Origin of the sequence: Halomonas pelophila (genome assembly GCF_040196315.1) — a bacterium.
In the GTDB taxonomy this organism is placed as follows: domain Bacteria; phylum Pseudomonadota; class Gammaproteobacteria; order Pseudomonadales; family Halomonadaceae; genus Halomonas; species Halomonas pelophila.
In genome coordinates this window covers 48,123-64,332 of sequence record NZ_JBEGCI010000004.1, presented here as the reverse complement: position 1 = coordinate 64,332, position 16,210 = coordinate 48,123, and the positions used below count along the sequence as shown (strand labels likewise).

At 69.4% G+C, this 16,210-nt stretch carries 18 protein-coding genes; 4 read left to right on the top strand and 14 right to left on the bottom strand.

The window, feature by feature from the left end; genetic code table 11:
* Positions 1-132: 132 nt before the first annotated feature.
* The 13 genes from ABE957_RS05290 to ABE957_RS05230 form a co-directional block, all read right to left on the bottom strand.
* A complete protein-coding gene (locus ABE957_RS05290; protein WP_349757639.1) occupies positions 133-900 on the bottom strand; it encodes a YciK family oxidoreductase in 768 nt (255 codons plus the stop codon).
* Between the two features lie 16 nt (positions 901-916).
* Positions 917-1,684 (bottom strand): tol-pal system protein YbgF, encoded by a 768-nt coding sequence (gene ybgF, locus ABE957_RS05285; RefSeq protein WP_349757638.1) that lies wholly within the window; start codon positions 1,682-1,684, stop codon positions 917-919.
* 29 nt (positions 1,685-1,713) lie between these two features.
* Entirely contained in the window at positions 1,714-2,250 is a 537-nt protein-coding gene (gene pal / locus ABE957_RS05280; RefSeq protein ID WP_349757637.1) for a peptidoglycan-associated lipoprotein Pal, read from the bottom strand.
* Between the two features lie 23 nt (positions 2,251-2,273).
* Complete coding sequence (gene tolB / locus ABE957_RS05275) at positions 2,274-3,560, bottom strand: Tol-Pal system beta propeller repeat protein TolB (RefSeq protein WP_349757636.1); 1,287 nt, start codon at positions 3,558-3,560, stop codon at positions 2,274-2,276.
* Positions 3,560-4,696: a cell envelope integrity protein TolA gene (gene tolA, locus ABE957_RS05270; RefSeq protein ID WP_349757635.1), complete on the bottom strand. Its 1,137-nt coding sequence runs from the start codon at positions 4,694-4,696 to the stop codon at positions 3,560-3,562. Before tolA ends, tolB begins: the two co-directional genes overlap by 1 nt.
* A gap of 9 nt (positions 4,697-4,705) precedes the next feature.
* A complete protein-coding gene (gene tolR, locus ABE957_RS05265) occupies positions 4,706-5,146 on the bottom strand; it encodes a protein TolR (RefSeq protein ID WP_349757634.1) in 441 nt (146 codons plus the stop codon).
* Positions 5,147-5,159: 13 nt separating this feature from the next.
* Positions 5,160-5,849, bottom strand: a complete 690-nt coding sequence (tolQ, locus tag ABE957_RS05260; RefSeq protein WP_138178947.1) for a protein TolQ — start codon at positions 5,847-5,849, stop codon at positions 5,160-5,162.
* A 49-nt stretch (positions 5,850-5,898) separates the two neighbouring features.
* Complete coding sequence (ruvB, locus tag ABE957_RS05255) at positions 5,899-6,921, bottom strand: Holliday junction branch migration DNA helicase RuvB (protein ID WP_349757633.1); 1,023 nt, start codon at positions 6,919-6,921, stop codon at positions 5,899-5,901.
* A gap of 44 nt (positions 6,922-6,965) precedes the next feature.
* Positions 6,966-7,580 (bottom strand): Holliday junction branch migration protein RuvA, encoded by a 615-nt coding sequence (gene ruvA / locus ABE957_RS05250; RefSeq protein WP_349757632.1) that lies wholly within the window; start codon positions 7,578-7,580, stop codon positions 6,966-6,968.
* A gap of 140 nt (positions 7,581-7,720) precedes the next feature.
* Positions 7,721-8,260 (bottom strand): crossover junction endodeoxyribonuclease RuvC, encoded by a 540-nt coding sequence (gene ruvC, locus ABE957_RS05245; RefSeq protein WP_349757631.1) that lies wholly within the window; start codon positions 8,258-8,260, stop codon positions 7,721-7,723.
* A gap of 9 nt (positions 8,261-8,269) precedes the next feature.
* Positions 8,270-9,019 (bottom strand): YebC/PmpR family DNA-binding transcriptional regulator, encoded by a 750-nt coding sequence (locus tag ABE957_RS05240; protein WP_349757630.1) that lies wholly within the window; start codon positions 9,017-9,019, stop codon positions 8,270-8,272.
* Between the two features lie 265 nt (positions 9,020-9,284).
* Positions 9,285-11,066 (bottom strand): aspartate--tRNA ligase, encoded by a 1,782-nt coding sequence (gene aspS / locus ABE957_RS05235; RefSeq protein WP_349757629.1) that lies wholly within the window; start codon positions 11,064-11,066, stop codon positions 9,285-9,287.
* A 49-nt stretch (positions 11,067-11,115) separates the two neighbouring features.
* Complete coding sequence (locus tag ABE957_RS05230; RefSeq protein ID WP_349757628.1) at positions 11,116-11,376, bottom strand: FmdB family zinc ribbon protein; 261 nt, start codon at positions 11,374-11,376, stop codon at positions 11,116-11,118.
* A 211-nt stretch (positions 11,377-11,587) separates the two neighbouring features.
* On the opposite strand from ABE957_RS05230, the gene ABE957_RS05225 reads away from it, so the two are divergent.
* Genes ABE957_RS05225 through ABE957_RS05215 form a run of 3 tightly spaced genes read left to right on the top strand, consistent with a single transcriptional unit; the run spans position 11,588 to position 14,429 of the window.
* Entirely contained in the window at positions 11,588-12,523 is a 936-nt protein-coding gene (locus tag ABE957_RS05225) for a D-2-hydroxyacid dehydrogenase (protein ID WP_349757627.1), read from the top strand.
* Between the two features lie 15 nt (positions 12,524-12,538).
* Positions 12,539-13,447: a ribokinase gene (locus ABE957_RS05220; protein ID WP_349757626.1), complete on the top strand. Its 909-nt coding sequence runs from the start codon at positions 12,539-12,541 to the stop codon at positions 13,445-13,447.
* A gap of 40 nt (positions 13,448-13,487) precedes the next feature.
* Positions 13,488-14,429 (top strand): nucleoside hydrolase, encoded by a 942-nt coding sequence (locus ABE957_RS05215; RefSeq protein WP_349757625.1) that lies wholly within the window; start codon positions 13,488-13,490, stop codon positions 14,427-14,429.
* A gap of 120 nt (positions 14,430-14,549) precedes the next feature.
* Here the strand turns inward: ABE957_RS05215 and ABE957_RS05210 are convergent, their stop codons facing one another.
* Positions 14,550-14,822, bottom strand: a complete 273-nt coding sequence (locus ABE957_RS05210) for an acylphosphatase (protein WP_349757624.1) — start codon at positions 14,820-14,822, stop codon at positions 14,550-14,552.
* Between the two features lie 286 nt (positions 14,823-15,108).
* Here ABE957_RS05210 and ABE957_RS05205 point away from each other — a divergent pair, with 286 nt between their 5' ends.
* Complete coding sequence (locus tag ABE957_RS05205; protein ID WP_349757623.1) at positions 15,109-16,155, top strand: Glu/Leu/Phe/Val family dehydrogenase; 1,047 nt, start codon at positions 15,109-15,111, stop codon at positions 16,153-16,155.
* Positions 16,156-16,210 lie beyond the last annotated feature (55 nt).

Sequence of the window (16,210 nt, the reverse complement as noted above, 5' to 3'; positions counted from 1 at the left end):
CCATGAAGCCCTCACGCCGACCAAGGCGTGAGGGCTTCTTGATGTGGCCTCGCCGTTTGGCTGCCCGGTGAGGCCTTCCGTTCAGGTGTGCCCCTCAGCGGAACCGTCGGGCGGGCCTCTCGCGCAGAACCGTCAGGTAGAGCCCTTGGGCGGCTGGGCGTCGAACGGCTCGCCGTTGTGGCCCCGGCTCTCGGGACCCATCAGCCACAGATAGGTCGGCATGATGGCCTCGGGGGGCCGCAGCGACTGGGGGTCCTCGCCCGGATAGGCGGCCTTGCGCATGGGGGTGCGCGTCGCGCCGGGATTGAGGCTGTTGACGCGCAGCGTGCCCAGATGCTCGACCTCATCGGCCAGCACCTGGACGAAGCCCTCGGTGGCGAACTTGGAGACCGAGTAGGCGCCCCAGTAGGCCCGGCCGCGGCGGCCTACGCTGGACGAGGTGAACACCACCGAGGCGTCCGGCGAGCTCTTGAGCAGCGGCAACAGCGCCTGGGTCATCCAGATCGGCCCGTTGATGTTGACCTGCATCACCTGTTCCCAGAGCTCGGGGTTGTACTGCTCGAAGGGAGTGATGCGGCCCAGCATCCCGGCGTTGTGCAGGATGCCATCCAGGCGGCCGAACTCCTTGTCCAGGGTCTCGGCCATATCGTGGTAGTCCTTGAGCGCGGCGCCCTCGAGATTGAGTGGGAATATCGCCGGCTGGGGGCCGCCGGCGGCCTCGATCTCGTCGTACACCTTCTCGAGCTTGGCGATGGTGCGCCCGAGCAGGATCACGGTGGCGCCGTGGCCGGCGAAGGCCAGCGCCGCGGCGCGACCGATGCCGTCGCCGGCACCGGTGACCAGGATGATGCGGCCGTCGAGCAGGTCGGCCGCGGGCTGGTAGTCGATCTTGCAGGTCATCTCGGTTCCTCGATCCTCAGTTACCCGCCTGGCGCAGGAAGTCATCGGCCAGTCCGGCGGCGCTGCTGTCGGGATGCTCCTCGCGCACCCGCTCGAGCAGGGCCCGGCTCTCTTCCGGTCGCCCGCGGCGCGCCTCGAGCAGGCCCAGCTTGTAGAGGGCGTCCGGCACCTTGCTGCTCTCCGGGAAGTCCTCGAGGACCCGCTGGAAGGCCGTCTCGGCCTCCTCGAGGTTGGACTCGGCCGAGTGCAGCTCGCCCAGCCAGTAGTAGGCGTTGGCGGTCAGGCGGCTGTCGGGATGCTGGCCGACGAAGGCCTCGAAGGCGGCGATCGCCTCGCCGAACTCGCGGGCCTGAACGTGCGCGAAGGCGGCCTGATAGGCCTGCTGGGTGTCGGCATCGTCGCCGCTCGGCGAGGGGGCCTCGGCCACCTCGCGGGCGCTCTGCTCGTCCACGGGCGGCGCGGCCTGATCGACGCCGCTGCCCGCCGCCATCAGGCGATCCTCGATGTCCAGGTACTGCTGGCGGGTCTGGCGGCGCAGCTGTTCGAGCTGATGGCGCAACTCCTCCACCTGCCCGCGCAGCTGGCGGATCTCCTCCTGGTGCTTCTGCACCTGGTTGAAAATCACCAGGCTGCCGCCGGCCTCCTCGCGCGTCGCCGTCTGGCTGTAGAAGCCCCCTCCCCGGTTGCTCTCGGTGAGGTCCTCGATCACCGGCTGCTGCGCCGCGACGGTCAGCGGGAGCACCAGGGCTCCCGCGCCGCACAGTCTCTTCAGACCGTGTCTCATGGCTATCTCCCTCGTCGTGTGGGCCCGGCTCAGTAGGCGAAGACCACCCGACGGTTCTGGGCGTAGGCCTGCTCGTTGGCGCCCCGCGCGGCGGGCCGCTCCTCGCCGTAGCTGACCACCTCGACCTGGGAGGGGGAGACGCCCTGCACGTTGAGGTAGCGCTCGACGGAGCCGGCACGACGCTCGCCCAGCGCCAGGTTGTATTCGCGGGTGCCGCGCTCGTCGGTGTGACCCTGCAGGATCACTGTGGCGCTGGGGTTGGCGCGCAGGAAGCGCGCGTGGGCGGTCAGCACCGGCTCGAACTCGCTGCGAATGGTGTCGCTGTCGTACTCGAAGTAGATGGTGCGGGTCGCCGGGATGCGGCCGTCGGCATCGGTCATCTGACCGGCTCGGTCGCCGCTGACACCACTGCCGCCGGCCGTGCCGGTGGAGACGCCGCCGCGGTCGCCGCCAGCGAGGCCGCCGTCCATGTCGCCGTCCTGGCTGCCGCCCGTGCTGGAACAACCGGCCACGACGGCCAGAGAGAAGGCAATGGCCAGGGTTCTGGCGTGGGACTTGAGCTGCATCGTGAAACTCCTTTTGGGGGACATCAGTTCAGAAACGGGGACCACGCGGGTTCGCGGACATCACCCTGTGCCGCCGGCAGTCGGAAGGAGGCGCGTCCGTCGGCGGACACGCCGCCCAGCACGCCGTTGCCGCCCTGCTGGGTGGCGAAGATTACCATGGTGCCGTTGGGCGCGACACTGGGTGATTCGTCCTGCCGCGAGTCGGTGAGCGCCACCAGGCGGCCGCTCTCCAGATCCTGGCGAGCGACCTGATAGCCGTTGCCGCCGCGGTGGATCAAAAAGATCGCCTCGCCGTCCGGGGCGAAGCGGGCCCGAGCGTTGTAGTCACCAGTGAAGGTGATGCGTTCGGGCTTGCCGCCGCCGAGCTCGAGGCGATAGATCTGGGGCCCGCCGCTGCGATCCGAGGTGAACACCAGGCTCCGGCCATCCGGCGACCAGGCGGGCTCGGTCTCGATGCTGGAGTCGGTGGTGATCCGCTCGATATTGCGCGAGCCGATGTCCATCACGTAGATGTCCGGCTGGCCGTCCTTGGAGAGCGACATCGCCAGGCGCCGGCCGTCGGGGGACCAGGTCGGGGCGCTGTTCAGGCCCTCGAAGGAGGTGGCCCGCACGCGCTGGCCGGAGGCGATGTCCTGGAGGTAGATGGCCGGGCGGCCGGTCTCGAAGGAGACGTAGGCCAGCTTGCCGGCGTCCGGTGACCAGGAAGGCGACATGATCGGCTCGTCGGAGGCCAGGATCTGCTGGCTGTTGCGGCCGTCGGCGTCGGCCACGTGCAGCGCATACTGGGTGCGATCGCCCAGACCCGTGGAGGTCACGTAGGCGATGCGGGTCGAGAAGGCGCCGCGAATGTCGGTGATCTCCTCGAAGATCTGGTCGCTGATATAGTGCGCGGCGTCGCGCAGCCCGGCACCTTGGGAGGTGACATTCTCGCCGAGCATCCGGCGGCCGCTGGTGACGTCGAGCAGCTCGTAGCCGATCCGGTAGGCATCGCCCTCGCGGCTGACCTGTCCCACCACCAGGTAGCGGACGTCCAGGGCGCGCCACTCGCCGTAGCTGACCTCCTCGCTCGAGCTTGGGCGCGCGAACATGGCGCGACGCTCGAGGGGCTCGAAGTAGCCGCTGCGCTCCAGGTCGTCGGCGACGATCTGCGCGATGTCCTGAGGCAGGTCGTCGCCGTCGGCCAGCGGCACCACGGCGATGGGCGTGGCCCGGTCGCTGCCCCGGGTGATCTCGATGGTCAGGTCGGCCTGGGCCAGGCTGGTGACCAGCATCAGCATGGCGGCAAGCCAGGTGGTCTTCAGAATCTTCATCAGCGGATATCCCCCGGTCTGAATCGCAGATTGAATTGACGGTAGTCGCGTTGCACCGCTGCCGGCAACTGGCGAAGCTCGGCGAAGGGGGCGGCGGCCTCCACGGCCTGGACAGCGGAACGATCGAAGGCCCCGTCACCACTGCTCTGACCGATGGAAGCGGCGAACAGCTCCCCCGACGGCCCCAGTCGCACGTTGACCTGTGCCGCGGCGCCGGCGGGGACGTTGGGCGGAATCACCCAGGCCTGCTCCACCGCGCGGCGCACCAGGGTGATGAAGCTGTTGGCGGCCTCGGTCGCCTGGCGGGCATTGGCGACATTGTCGCTCTCGCCCTCGATGGCGCGATCCAGCCCCTGGCTCGCCGCCTCGGCGGCACGCCGGGCGGCCTCCTCGGCCTGGCGCTTGCGTTCGGCCTCCGCCTCGGCCTGGCGCTGGCGTTCGGCCTCCGCCTCGGCCTGGCGCTGCCGTTCGGCCTCCGCCTCGGCCTGGCGCTGGCGTTCGGCCTCCGCTTCGGCCTGACGCTGCCGTTCGGCCTCCGCCTCGGCCTGGCGCTGCCGTTCGGCTTCCGCCTCGGCCTGGCGCTGCCGTTCGGCTTCCGCTTCGGCCTGGCGCTGCCGTTCGGCTTCCGCCTCGGCCTGACGCTGCCGTTCGGCCTCCGCCTCGGCCTCGCGGCGCCGCTCGGCCTGGGCCTCGCGTTCGCGGGCCTGCTCTTCCGCCTTGGCGGCGCGGCGAGCGGCTTCCTGCTCCGCCTCGCGGCGGGCGGCCTCGCGGGCCTCTGCCTCAGCCTGGCGCTGTGCTTCGGCTTCGGCGTTTGCCTCGGCTTCTGCCTGGCGTTCGGCTTCCTCGGCCTCGGCCTGGCGAGCCGCCTCCTGCTCGGCGGCCTGCTCCTCGGCACGCGCGGCGGCGTCCTCCTCGGCCTGGCGAGCCTCGGCCCGGGCCCTTGCCTCCTCGGCGCGTTGGGCCTGATCGGTGGTGGTCTCGGTGCTCACCAGGGTCGCCTGGACGATGGCGCTGCTCGGCGGCGCGACCTCCTCGTCGGGAAAGCGCAGCACGCTGGCCACGAGGATCGCCAGGTGCAGCCCGATGGCGAGCAGCAGCGGCAGGCCATAGCCCACGCGTCGGTCTTGTCTGGCCATGGGCGCTCCTCAACGATCCCCGGGGGGCGGTTCCGAGATCAGCCCGACGTTGCTCACCCCGGCCGTCTGCAGGGTGCTCATCAGGGTCACCACCTGGCCGTAGGGTACGTTGCGATCGCCGCGCACCATCACCGGAGTGCCCGGTTGGCGGTCGAGCAGGATGATCACCCGCTCGCTGACCTCGTCCAGGCTGACCGGCGACTCGTCGCCGCCCAGGGAGATGAAGTACTGGCCGTCCTTGTCCACCGAGACGATGATCGGGTCGCGATCCTCGGTCTCCTCGATGGGCTCGGAGGTGACCTGGGGCAGGTCGACCTGCACGCCCTGGGTGAGCATGGGGGCGGTGATCATGAAGATCACCAGCAGCACCAGCATGACGTCGATGAACGGCACGACGTTGATCTCGCCCATGGGGCGGCGGCGCCCGCTACGATTGAAGGGTCCCAGCATGATGGCCTCTCCCTCAGTCGGCGCCGGCGTCGGTCCGGCCCTGCAGGTTGCGGTGCAGGATGGAGTGGAACTCCTCGGCGAAGTCTTCGTACTTGCCCAGAAGACGGCCGGATTCGGCCGAGAGGCGGTTGTAGAAGATCACCGCGGGAATGGCGGCGAACAGGCCCATGGCGGTGGCGATCAGCGCCTCGGCGATCCAGGGTGCCACAGTGGCAAGCGTGGCCTGCTGGGCCATGGAAAGCGACTGGAAGGAGCCCATGATGCCCCAGACGGTGCCGAACAGCCCGATATAGGGGCTCGCCGAGGCGACCGTGGCCAGGAACACCAAGTGCAGGTTCAGGCGATCCTCCTCGCGGGACCAGGCCACGCGCATGCTGCGCTGGACGCCCTCGAGGATTGCCTGGGGACTGCGGGTCTTGGCCAGCAGGCGGTTGAATTCGCGAAAGCCCGAGCGGAAGACGTGCTCGGCGCCCAGGGTCTCCTGCTCGGCCGGCGTCTCGCGATAGAGTTCGTTCAGATCGACGCCGGACCAGAAGCGGTCCTCGAAGCGACGGTGCGCCTTGCGGGCCCGACGCATCACGAAGGTGCGCTGGAAGATCACCACCCAGGAGAGCAGCGAGCCGATCATCAGGATCAGCATCACCGCCTGCACCACGCCGCTGGCGTTCATGATCAGGTGGGGTATGGACAGGGAGTCGTTCACGGGCATCCTCGTCGGTCTTGGTCGGTCAGGAAAGGGAAAGAAACGTGCGCTACTCGGGCGACCGCTCGTGGGGCGCCAGGTCGAAATGGGCCCAGGCCTGACGGGTCACCACACGCCCCCGGGCGGTGCGCATCATCAGACCCTGCTGGATCAGGTAGGGTTCGATCACGTCCTCGATGGTGTCGCGCTCCTCGCCGATGGCTGCGGCCAGGGAGTCGATGCCCACCGGGCCGCCGTCGAACTTCTCGATCATCGCCAGCAGCAGGCGACGATCCATGTGATCGAGGCCATGGTGATCGACGTGCAGCATGTTCAGCGCCAGGTCGGCGATCTGGGCATCGACCCGGCCCTCGGCGCGCACCTGGGCGAAGTCGCGCACCCGACGCAGCAGTCGGTTGGCGATACGCGGGGTGCCGCGGGAACGGCGCGCGACCTCCTGGGCGCCCTCGCGATCGCTCTCGACGCCCAGCAGGTGCGACGAGCGGGCGACGATCTCGGTCAGCTCGTCGATGCTGTAGAACTCCAGGCGCTGCACGATGCCGAAACGGTCGCGCAGCGGCGAGGTCAGCAAGCCCGCCCGGGTGGTCGCCCCCACCAGGGTGAAGGGCGGCAGGTCGAGCTTGATCGAGCGTGCCGCCGGCCCCTCGCCGATGACGATATCGAGCTGGAAGTCCTCCATGGCGGGATAGAGGATCTCCTCGACCACCGGCGAGAGCCGGTGGATCTCGTCGATGAACAGCACGTCGCCGGGCTGCAGGTTGGTGAGCATGGCGGCGAGATCGCCGGCCCGCTCCAGCACCGGCCCGGAGGTCGACTTGAGCCCCACGCCCATCTCGGCGGCGATGATGTTGGCGAGCGTCGTCTTGCCGAGCCCCGGCGGGCCGAAGACCAGGGTGTGATCCAGGCTCTCCTCGCGGCCGCGGGCGGCGCTGATGAAGATATCGAGCTGCTCGCGCACCCGCGGCTGGCCGATATAGTCGGCCAGCCGCTTGGGGCGGATGGCATGGTCGACGCTGCCTTCGCCCTCGCCTTCCCGGGCGTCGGCGGCGATCAGGCGGTCACTCTCGAGCATGGCGGCCATCCGGTGTCAGGTGAAGAAACGGCGACGGCATCGACTCACCCCGCCAGGCGGCGGCTCAGTGCCGCCTTGATCATGGCCTCGGTGGAGTCGGCCTCCTCGAGGCCGACCAGCATGCGCGCCGCCTCGGCGGGCTTGTAGCCCAGGCTGACCAGCGCGGCCTCGGCATCGGCGACGGGGTCCGCCGCGGCGGCGGGCACGCTGCCGGGCGAGCCCTCCATCCCCACGGCCAGCTCGCCGGGCTGCTGCCAGTGGGGAAAGCGGTCGCGCATCTCGATGATCAGCCGCTCGGCGGTCTTCTTGCCGACGCCGGGCAGGCGCGTCAGCGCCTTGGCATCATCGTCCATCACGCAGCGGATGAACGCCTCCTCGTCCATGCCGGAGAGGATGCCGAGGGCGAGCTTCGGACCGATGCCGTTGACCTTGATCAGGGCACGGAACAGCGCGCGTTCCTGCTCGCGGGCGAAGCCGTAGAGCAGGTGGGCATCGTCGCGGATGGTCAGATGGGTATAGAGCGATACCGGCTCACCGGTGCCGGGCATAGCCACCAGGGTGGTCATGGAGGCTTCCAGTTCGTAGCCAACGCCGGCCACGTCCACCACCATCCAGGGGGGCTGTTTCTCGAGCAGGGTGCCTCGCAGGCGTCCGATCATGGAAATGTGCTGTCCCTTAGGGTTGGAGTCCTTGGCGGCCTTGGGCCGCCACCGGGCCACTATACTGTTCGCCCGGGCAGCGTGCCAGCCCGCGGGAACAGCGTTCGAGAATGCCTGAGCGTCGCCTCATGGCGACAGGCTCAGGGGCGAAAATCCCGCCAGGTGCTGGTCTTGCGGCGGCTGCGATGGCCGCCGAAGCTGCCCTTGTTGAGCAGCCCCAGCCGCGCATGGGCATGGGTCAGGGCGATGGCCAGGGCGTCGGCGGCGTCGGCCTGGGGCGTCGCCGAGAGCCCGAGGATCGCGGTCACCATGTGCTGCACCTGGGACTTGTCGGCGGCACCGCCGCCGGTGACGGCCTGCTTGATCTGTCGCGGGCCGTACTCGCTGACCGGCAGGCCGTGGTTGGCGGCGCAGACGATCGCCGAGCCGCGGGCCTGGCCGAGCTTGAGGGCGGAGTCGGCATTCTTCGACATGAACACCTGTTCGATGGCGAACTCGCCGGGGACGTGCACGGCGATCAGCTCGCTGACCCCGGCGTAGACCTGGGCCAGCCGCTGGGCCAGGTCGTCGGCCTGGATGCGGATGCAGCCGCTGGCCACGTAGCGCGGCGTGGGGGTGGTGACGTCCAGCACTCCGTAGCCAGTGATCCGCGAGCCGGGATCGATGCCCAGGATCAGCATCGGCGCGCCTCAGTCGAGCTGGTCGAGGACATCATCGTCGAACTCCGCGTTGGTATAGACGTTCTGAACATCGTCCAGATCCTCGAGCATGTCGATCAGCTTGATCACCTTGCGGGCCATCTCCACGTCGGCGATGGGCGCGTAGCTGTCCGGATACAGGCCGACGTCGCTGGCCACCGGCTCGATGTCAGCCGCGGTCAGGGCGTCCTTCACTTGGCCGAAGGCGTCCGGCGTGGTGATCACCTCCAGGCTGCCATCCTGAAGCGCCTGGAGGTCCTCGGGCTCGGCCGCGAGGGTCGCCTCCATGGCGGCCTCTTCGGTTACCGCCTCGGGGAGTTGCAGGCGCCCCTGCTTATGGAACATGAAGGCCACCGAGCCGCTGGTGCCGAGGTTGCCGCCGTGCTTGTTGAAGGCGTGTCTTACCTCGGAGACAGTGCGGTTGCGATTATCGGTCATGCACTCGACGAGCATGGCCACGCCATCCGGCCCGTAGCCCTCATAGACGATCTCCTCCATTTCGTCGGCGTCGGCATGGCCGGCGCCGCGGTCGACCGCGCGCTGGATGGTGTCCTTGGTCATGTTGCTGCCCAGCGCCTTGTCGATGGCGGCGCGCAGGCGCGGGTTGTCGGCGGGATCGCCGCCGCCCTGGCGGGCCGCCACCGTGAGTTCGCGGATCAGCTTGCTGAAGATCTTGCCCCGCTTGGCATCCTGGGCCGCCTTGCGGTGCTTGATATTGGCCCATTTGCTATGGCCGGCCATGTTACCTCCGGTTTATCCAGAAAACGCTGACAGGCGTGTTGGCCCATCGTGGCAAGAGGCGCCGGGGGCAGGCAAAAGAGGAGGTCCGACGCCAGGAATGGCGTCGGTAGCGCCCAGGGAAGGGTTCACAGCGCCTCCTCGATGGTCCGACACTTCGGGGTCTGCCCCGCGGGAAGAGCCACAACACCAGCGCTTAAGTGACAACAGGATACGCCACCGGCGCCCTCGGGCGCCGGTGGGATGGTGCTGGGACGGGCGACGATGCCTATTCGCCGGCCCCCTCCGCCTTGGCCTTCTGGCGCAGGCGAATGTTGAGCTCCTTGAGCTGGTCGCCGCTCACCTCGCCCGGCGCCTCGGTCAGCAGGCAGGAGGCGCTCTGGGTCTTCGGGAAGGCGATCACCTCGCGGATGGTCTTGGCGCCGCTCATCAGCATCACCAGGCGGTCGAGGCCGAAGGCCAGGCCGCCATGGGGCGGTGCGCCGTACTGCAGGGCGTCCAGCAGGAAGCCGAACTTCTCGCGGGCCTCGTCCTGGTCGATGCCCAGCACCTCGAGCACGGTCTGCTGCATCGCCTGATCGTGGATACGGATCGAGCCGCCGCCGAGCTCGGTGCCGTTGAGCACCATGTCGTAGGCGCGCGAGAGTGCCCCGGCCGGATGGGACTTGAGGGTCTCGACGTCGCAGGACGGCGCGGTGAACGGGTGGTGCAGCGCCTGCAGGCGGGCGTTGCCGTCCTCCTCGAACATCGGGAAGTCGACCACCCACAGCGGCGACCACTCGGCGGTGTAGAGCTCCAGGTCCTCGCCGAGGCGAACGCGCAGCGCGCCCAAGGCCTCGTTGACGATGCGCGTCTTGTCCGCACCGAAGAAGATGATGTCGCCATCCTCGGCGCCGACGCGGTCGAGCAGGGTCTCGACCACGCCTTCCATGAACTTGACGATCGGCGACTGCAGGCCCTCGAGGCCCTTGGCGCGCTCGTTGACCTTGATCCAGGCCAGGCCGCGGGCGCCGTAGATGCCGACGAACTTGGTGTACTCGTCGATCTCCTTGCGCGACAGCTTGGCGCCGCCGGTCACCTTCAGCGCGGCGACGCGGCCGTCATCGGCGTTGGCCGGGCCGGAGAAGACCTTGAAGTCGACGTCCTTCATCAGGTCGTCGACGTCGGTCAGTTCGAGCGGGATGCGCAGGTCCGGCTTGTCGGAGCCGAAGCGGCTCATGGCCTCGGCATAGGGCATGCGCGGGAACTCGGGCAGTTCGACCGCGAGCACTTCCTTGAAGAGCTGGCGGACCATCGACTCGGTGATCCCCATGATGTCCTCCTCTTCGACGAAGGAGGCCTCGATATCGATCTGGGTGAACTCCGGCTGGCGGTCGGCGCGCAGGTCCTCGTCGCGGAAACACTTGGCGATCTGGTAGTAGCGATCGAACCCGGACACCATCAGCAGCTGCTTGAACAGCTGCGGCGACTGCGGCAGGGCGAAGAAGCTGCCCGGATGGGTGCGGCTCGGCACCAGGTAGTCGCGGGCACCCTCGGGGGTGGCGCGGGTCAGGATCGGGGTCTCGATGTCGAGAAAGCCCTGCCCCTCGAGGAAGGCGCGCACGTTGTGGGAGATCCGCGAGCGCAGGCGCAGCTTGTCGATCATCTCCGGGCGGCGCAGATCGATGTAGCGGTGCTTGAGGCGCACCTCCTCGCCCACCTTGCCATGCTCGTCGAGCTGGAACGGCGGCGTGGCAGCGGTGTTGAGGACCTCGACGTCCTTGGCCAGCACCTCGATCAGCCCGGTGGGCATGTTGGGGTTCTGGGTGCCTTCCGGGCGCAGCCGGATCCGGCCCTGGATGCGCAGCACGTACTCGCTGCGGGCGCGGTCGGCATTGGCGAAGGCCTCGGCGGTATCGGGGTCCACCACGACCTGGGCGATGCCGTCGCGATCGCGCATATCGAGGAAGATGACGCCCCCGTGGTCACGGCGGCGATGGACCCAGCCGCACAGGGTGACCGTCTGGTCCACCAGGGTCTCGTTGAGCTGGCCGCAATAATGGCTGCGCATGTCGTATCCTGTTCCGTTGCGTTAAGTGGTGAAAAGCAGCGTGGGCGGCTCAGGCGACCGCTCCGTCCTTGCCGGGTGCCGCGGCGGTCTTGCTGCCCTCGCTGCCGCCGGCCAGGTTCTTCTTGCTGCCGGTCTTGAAATCGGTCTCGTACCAGCCGCCGCCGGCCAGGCGGAAGCCCGCCGCGGAGATCAGGCGGTTGAGCTCGGCCGCCTCGCAGGACGGGCAGTCCGTCAGCGGCGCGGCGCTGATCTTCTGCAGCTTCTCCAGGCGGTGGCCGCAGGCCTTGCACTCGTATTCGTAGATGGGCATGGTTTGCTCACTCCCGATATCTGTCATGTCCCACGGAGCAAGCGCTTGCCGGGCATTCGCCACGGCGCGCTGGCGCGGTACGATATAGGGCCGGCCCGCGGATAATCCAAGCCTGCCTTGAAAGCCGGGTATTATAGCCTGTCGCGCCCCGCCAGGCCCAGCCCCGTCAGGGCCTGACCTCCGACGCGGCCGACTCGACAAGGAACCCCCCATGAAAGCCGTGATTCTCGACGCCGCCAGCCTCGGGCCAGGCATCGATCTGACCCCGATCAGAGCGCATCTCGACGCCCTGGACGTGCATCAATACAGCGCCCGCGAGCAGGTCGCCGAGCGGCTCGCCGGCGCCGAGGTCGCCATCGTCAACAAGGTGGTGCTCGACGGCGACGCCCTGGCGGCGCTGCCCGGGCTCAAGCTGATCTGCGTGCTGGCCACCGGCACCAACAACATCGACATGGCCGCCGCCGAGCGCCTGGGCATCGCCGTGCGCAACGTCACCGCCTACGGCACCGCCAGCGTGGCCCAGCACACCCTGATGCTGATGCTCGCCCTGGCCACCCGCCTGCCCCGCTATCAGCGGGACGTGGCCGAGGGCCGCTGGGGCGAGAGCCCCTTCTTCTGCCTGATGGATCACACCACCCTGCAGCTGGAGGGCAAGCGCCTGGTGATCGTCGGCCAGGGCGAGCTGGGCTCCAAGGTGGCCCGCCTCGCCCAGGCCTTCGGCATGCACGTCGACTTCGCGGCCCGTCCCGGCAACGAGGCTCACGACAGCCGGCAAAGCCTTGGCGAGCTGGCTCCCGAGGCGGACGCGATCAGCCTGCACTGCCCGCTCACAGAGGCCACCCGCCACCTGGTCGATGCCGACCTGCTGGCGACCCTCAAGCCCGGCGCGCTGCTGATCAACTGCGCCCGGGGCGGCATCATCGACGAAGACGCCGCCCTCGAGGCGCTGCGCGACCATCGCCTCGGCGGGCTGGCGGTCGACGTGCTGCCCACGGAGCCGCCCCGCGACGGCCATCGGCTGCTCGACGCCCTGAACGAGCCGCTCAACCTGATCGTCACCCCCCACAATGCCTGGATCACCCCCGAGGCTCGCCAGCGCATCGTGACCCTGACCGCCGACAACCTGCGCCACTGGCAGGCCGACTGATTGCAAGAGGACGACATGCTGCACAATTTCGGGTCCATCAACCTCGATCACTTCTATCGCGTATCCCATCTGGTGAGACCCGGCGAGACCCTGGCCAGCCGTGACTACCGCGTCGGCCTCGGCGGCAAGGGCGCCAACCAGTCGCTGGCCATGGCCCGCGCCGGCGGCCGAGTCAGCCACTGGGGCCGCCTCAATCACCGCGATGCCTGGGCCCGGTCGCTGCTCGGCGAGGCCGGGGTGGAGGTCGCCGGCATCGCGCTGGTTGACGCGCCCAGCGGGCATGCCGTCATCCAGGTCGACGATCAGGGCGAAAACGCCATCATCCTGTTTCCCGGCGCCAACCACGGCTTCGACGCCGCCGACCTCGAGACGCGCCTCGACGCCACGCGCCCCGGCGACTGGCTGCTGGCCCAGAACGAGACCAACGCCCTGCCCCAGGTGCTGGAACAGGCCGCCGAGCGAGGGCTCAAGGTCGCCTTCAATCCCGCGCCCATGGGCGCCGAGGTGCTGGAGCTTCCCCTGTCGCGCTGCGCGCTGCTGTTCGTCAACCGCGGCGAGGCCGCCTGGCTCGCCGGCGTCGAGGAGGACGCCGCCCCCGAGGCGCTGCTCGACGGCCTGGCGCGACGCCTGCCGGACACCGATACCGTGCTGACCCTGGGCGGCGACGGCGCCTGGTTCCAGGGCGGCGGCGAGCGCCACTTCCAGCCGGCGTTGCCGGTGGCGCCGCGCGACACCACCGCGGCGGGCGATACCTTCATCGGCTACTATATGACGGCGCTGCAGGAAGGCCAGGCCGTCATCGACTGCCTGCGGCTCGCCGCCACGGCCGCCGCCCTGGGCGTGCAGGTCGAGGGCGCCGCCGAAAGCATTCCCCAACGTGATGCGGTCGAGCGCGCCCTGTGCGACGGCCCCGTGGCACGCTGATCCGAGCGACCCGCCGGCCTTAAAGGAAAGGAGCCCCACCGTGACGCATCCGATCATCTTCGATACCGACCCGGGCGTCGACGACGCCCAGGCCATCGCCATCGCCTTGCGCCATCCCGAGATCGAGCTGCTGGGCATGACCACCACCTACGGCAACGTGGACGTGGAGACTGCGACCCACAATGCCCTGCTGCTGGCCGAGCTCGCCGGACGGGAGATCCCCGTCGCCCAGGGGGCGGCGGGACCGATGGTCAAGGATCGCCATCCGCCGCCGGCCCACATTCACGGCGCCAACGGCCTGGGCGACATCGCGCTGCCGCCGGTCACGGGCCAGGCCGAGGGCGTGAGCGCCGCGCAGTTCATCGTCGATACCGTGACGGCTCGGCCCGGCGAGGTCACGCTGGTCGCCGTCGGTCCGGTGGGCAACTTGGCCGCGGCCCTGCAGCTCGACCCGGGCCTCATCGACAAGGTGAAACGCGTGGTGATCATGGGGGGCTCGATCCGCGAGGGCGGCAACGTCAGCCCGGTGGCCGAAGCCAACATGTTCAATGACCCGGACGCCGCGGCCCGGGTGCTGACCGCCGGCTGGCCGCTGACGCTGGTCGGCCTGGACGTCACCCACCGCTGCGTGCTGACCGACGCGCACATGGCGCGCATCGAGGCGGGCCAGGGGGAGCTTGGCAAGGTGCTGGCGGGAAGCTTCGCCTTCTATCGGGACTTCTACCGCGAGGCGCTGGGCATCGACGGCTGCTGCCCCCACGACAGCTGCGCCCTGGCCTGGCTGCTGCGCCCGGAGCTCTTCACCACGAGCCGCGGTCACCTGACCGTGGCCACCTTCGGCGATGCAGAGGGCCAGACCATCTTCGCCCCCGAGGGCCGCGGCTTCATCGAGGCGCGCTGGTCGCGGACGCCGCTGGTAGAGGTCTGCCTGGGCGTCGACGGCGCGGCCGTCAGCGACTGGATCGCCGACACCCTGGCCTGATCGCCGAGCCCCGGCCTCAACCGGGGCTCGTCATGGGGCCTTCACATCCAGGCCCCGCTCTCGTCGGCACGGGCCTGAATCGCGCGGGTATGAATTGCGCGGGCTTGAAACGGGCGAAACCTAGCCGGTGTGGAAGTCGTCCGGGGCGTGGGTCTCGATCACCTCGAACTCCACGTGGGTGACCCGTGCCCCGTCCGGGCCCTTCCAGAGCCACTCGGCGAGGCGCTTGACCGCCTCGCGCTCACCGCACATCAGCACCTCCACCCGGCCGTCCGGCAGGTTGAGCGCATGGCCGGTGATGCCGGCCTTGAGGGCCTGCTCCTGGGCCGCCCCGCGGTACCAGACCCCCTGCACCTTGCCGGTCACCAGCGCCTTCACGCAGCACGTGTCCATGGTCGTCTCCTGATGATCGCGATGGGATTTCCCTCCTTTCTACCAGCCCGGCCTTCGTCGCGGCCAGTCCTCTCCGTTCTCCCCCGCGCTCTTCCCCGCGCGCTCCTGCATCGTATCCGGCTCGCTCCCACCTTCGCCCGCGCCTGGCCACTTCCCGTCTCGGGGCCGATGCCCTAGGCTTAGCGGTATCCCCGGGCGCTTCACGGCCACAAGCCGACCGCGGCCGAGGATCGCCCTACCCGGGCAGACATCACCACAACAATCATCCTCACGAGGGAGTACCGTCATGCCGGTCTTCGACCACCCCGAGTTCGATCACCACCAGCAGATCGTCTTCGGCAGCGACGAGGCGAGCGGCCTGCGCGCCATCATCGCCATCCACGACACCACCCGCGGTCCCGCCCTGGGCGGCCTGCGCATCTTCCCCTATGCCAGCGACGCCGAGGCCCTCACCGACGTGCTGCGCCTCTCCCGCGGCATGACCTACAAGTCGGCGCTGGCCGATCTTCCGCTGGGCGGCGGCAAGGCGGTGATCATCGCCGATCCTCGCCGGCACAAGACGCCCGAGCTGCTGCGTGCCATGGGTCGCCTGGTCGACTCCCTGGGCGGCGCCTACATCACCGCCGAGGACTCGGGCTCCGGCGAGGACGACATGCGCCTGATTGCCGAGGCCACCGAGCATGTGGGCGGTCTGCCCCGTCATGGGCAGGCCTCCGGCGATCCCTCGCCCTTCACGGCCTGGGGCGTTTACTGCGCGCTGAAAAGCGCCGTGCGCCATCGCCTGGGGCGTGACGACCTGACCGGCCTGCGCGTCGCCGTGCAGGGTGTCGGTCACGTCGGCGCCCACCTGGCCCGCCACCTGCACGCGGCGGGTGCCCGGCTGGTGCTGACCGACGTCGACAGCGCCGCGCTCGCCCATCTCGCCGAGGAGCTCGGCGCCGAGACCGTGGCGCCGGAGGCGGTCGCCGAAGCCGAGGTCGATGTCTTCGCCCCCTGTGCCCTGGGCGCCGCCCTCTCCGCCGAGGTGGTCGAGCGCTTGCAGGCGACGGTGGTCTGCGGCGCCGCCAACAACCAGCTCGCCACCCCCGAGATGGCAAAGCGCCTGCAGGCCCGCGGCATCCTCTACACCCCGGACTATGTGGCCAACGCCGGCGGGGTGATCGAGATCGCCTGGCAGCGGCGCGACGACTATGCCCGCGAGGCTGTCATGGCTCACATCGAGGGCATCGGCACGACCCTCGACGAGATCTTCGCGCGGGCCGAGCGCGAGGGACAGAGTCCGGCCATCGTCGCCGACGACCTGGCCCGGGAACGCTTCCGCCCCGCCGACTGAGTCTCGAGGAACGCACCAGCACGGGGGCCAGCACGTGGCCCAACGCAGAAGGCCG

What these genes read in the sequence shown, in the direction of transcription:
- tolB (WP_349757636.1), bottom strand. Translation starts at nt 3,560, where the DNA reads ATGAAGATTCTGAAGACCACCTGGCTTGCCGCCATGCTGATGCTGGTC.
- ruvA (WP_349757632.1), bottom strand. Translation starts at nt 7,580, where the DNA reads ATGATCGGACGCCTGCGAGGCACCCTGCTCGAGAAACAGCCCCCCTGG.
- pal (WP_349757637.1), bottom strand. Translation starts at nt 2,250, where the DNA reads ATGCAGCTCAAGTCCCACGCCAGAACCCTGGCCATTGCCTTCTCTCTG.
- ABE957_RS05225 (WP_349757627.1), top strand. Translation starts at nt 11,588, where the DNA reads ATGAAAGCCGTGATTCTCGACGCCGCCAGCCTCGGGCCAGGCATCGAT.
- ruvC (WP_349757631.1), bottom strand. Translation starts at nt 8,260, where the DNA reads ATGCTGATCCTGGGCATCGATCCCGGCTCGCGGATCACTGGCTACGGA.
- ABE957_RS05210 (WP_349757624.1), bottom strand. Translation starts at nt 14,822, where the DNA reads ATGGACACGTGCTGCGTGAAGGCGCTGGTGACCGGCAAGGTGCAGGGG.
- ABE957_RS05230 (WP_349757628.1), bottom strand. Translation starts at nt 11,376, where the DNA reads ATGCCCATCTACGAATACGAGTGCAAGGCCTGCGGCCACCGCCTGGAG.
- ABE957_RS05220 (WP_349757626.1), top strand. Translation starts at nt 12,539, where the DNA reads ATGCTGCACAATTTCGGGTCCATCAACCTCGATCACTTCTATCGCGTA.
- ABE957_RS05205 (WP_349757623.1), top strand. Translation starts at nt 15,109, where the DNA reads ATGCCGGTCTTCGACCACCCCGAGTTCGATCACCACCAGCAGATCGTC.
- tolR (WP_349757634.1), bottom strand. Translation starts at nt 5,146, where the DNA reads ATGCTGGGACCCTTCAATCGTAGCGGGCGCCGCCGCCCCATGGGCGAG.
- ybgF (WP_349757638.1), bottom strand. Translation starts at nt 1,684, where the DNA reads ATGAGACACGGTCTGAAGAGACTGTGCGGCGCGGGAGCCCTGGTGCTC.
- ABE957_RS05240 (WP_349757630.1), bottom strand. Translation starts at nt 9,019, where the DNA reads ATGGCCGGCCATAGCAAATGGGCCAATATCAAGCACCGCAAGGCGGCC.
- aspS (WP_349757629.1), bottom strand. Translation starts at nt 11,066, where the DNA reads ATGCGCAGCCATTATTGCGGCCAGCTCAACGAGACCCTGGTGGACCAG.
- tolA (WP_349757635.1), bottom strand. Translation starts at nt 4,696, where the DNA reads ATGGCCAGACAAGACCGACGCGTGGGCTATGGCCTGCCGCTGCTGCTC.
- ruvB (WP_349757633.1), bottom strand. Translation starts at nt 6,921, where the DNA reads ATGCTCGAGAGTGACCGCCTGATCGCCGCCGACGCCCGGGAAGGCGAG.
- ABE957_RS05290 (WP_349757639.1), bottom strand. Translation starts at nt 900, where the DNA reads ATGACCTGCAAGATCGACTACCAGCCCGCGGCCGACCTGCTCGACGGC.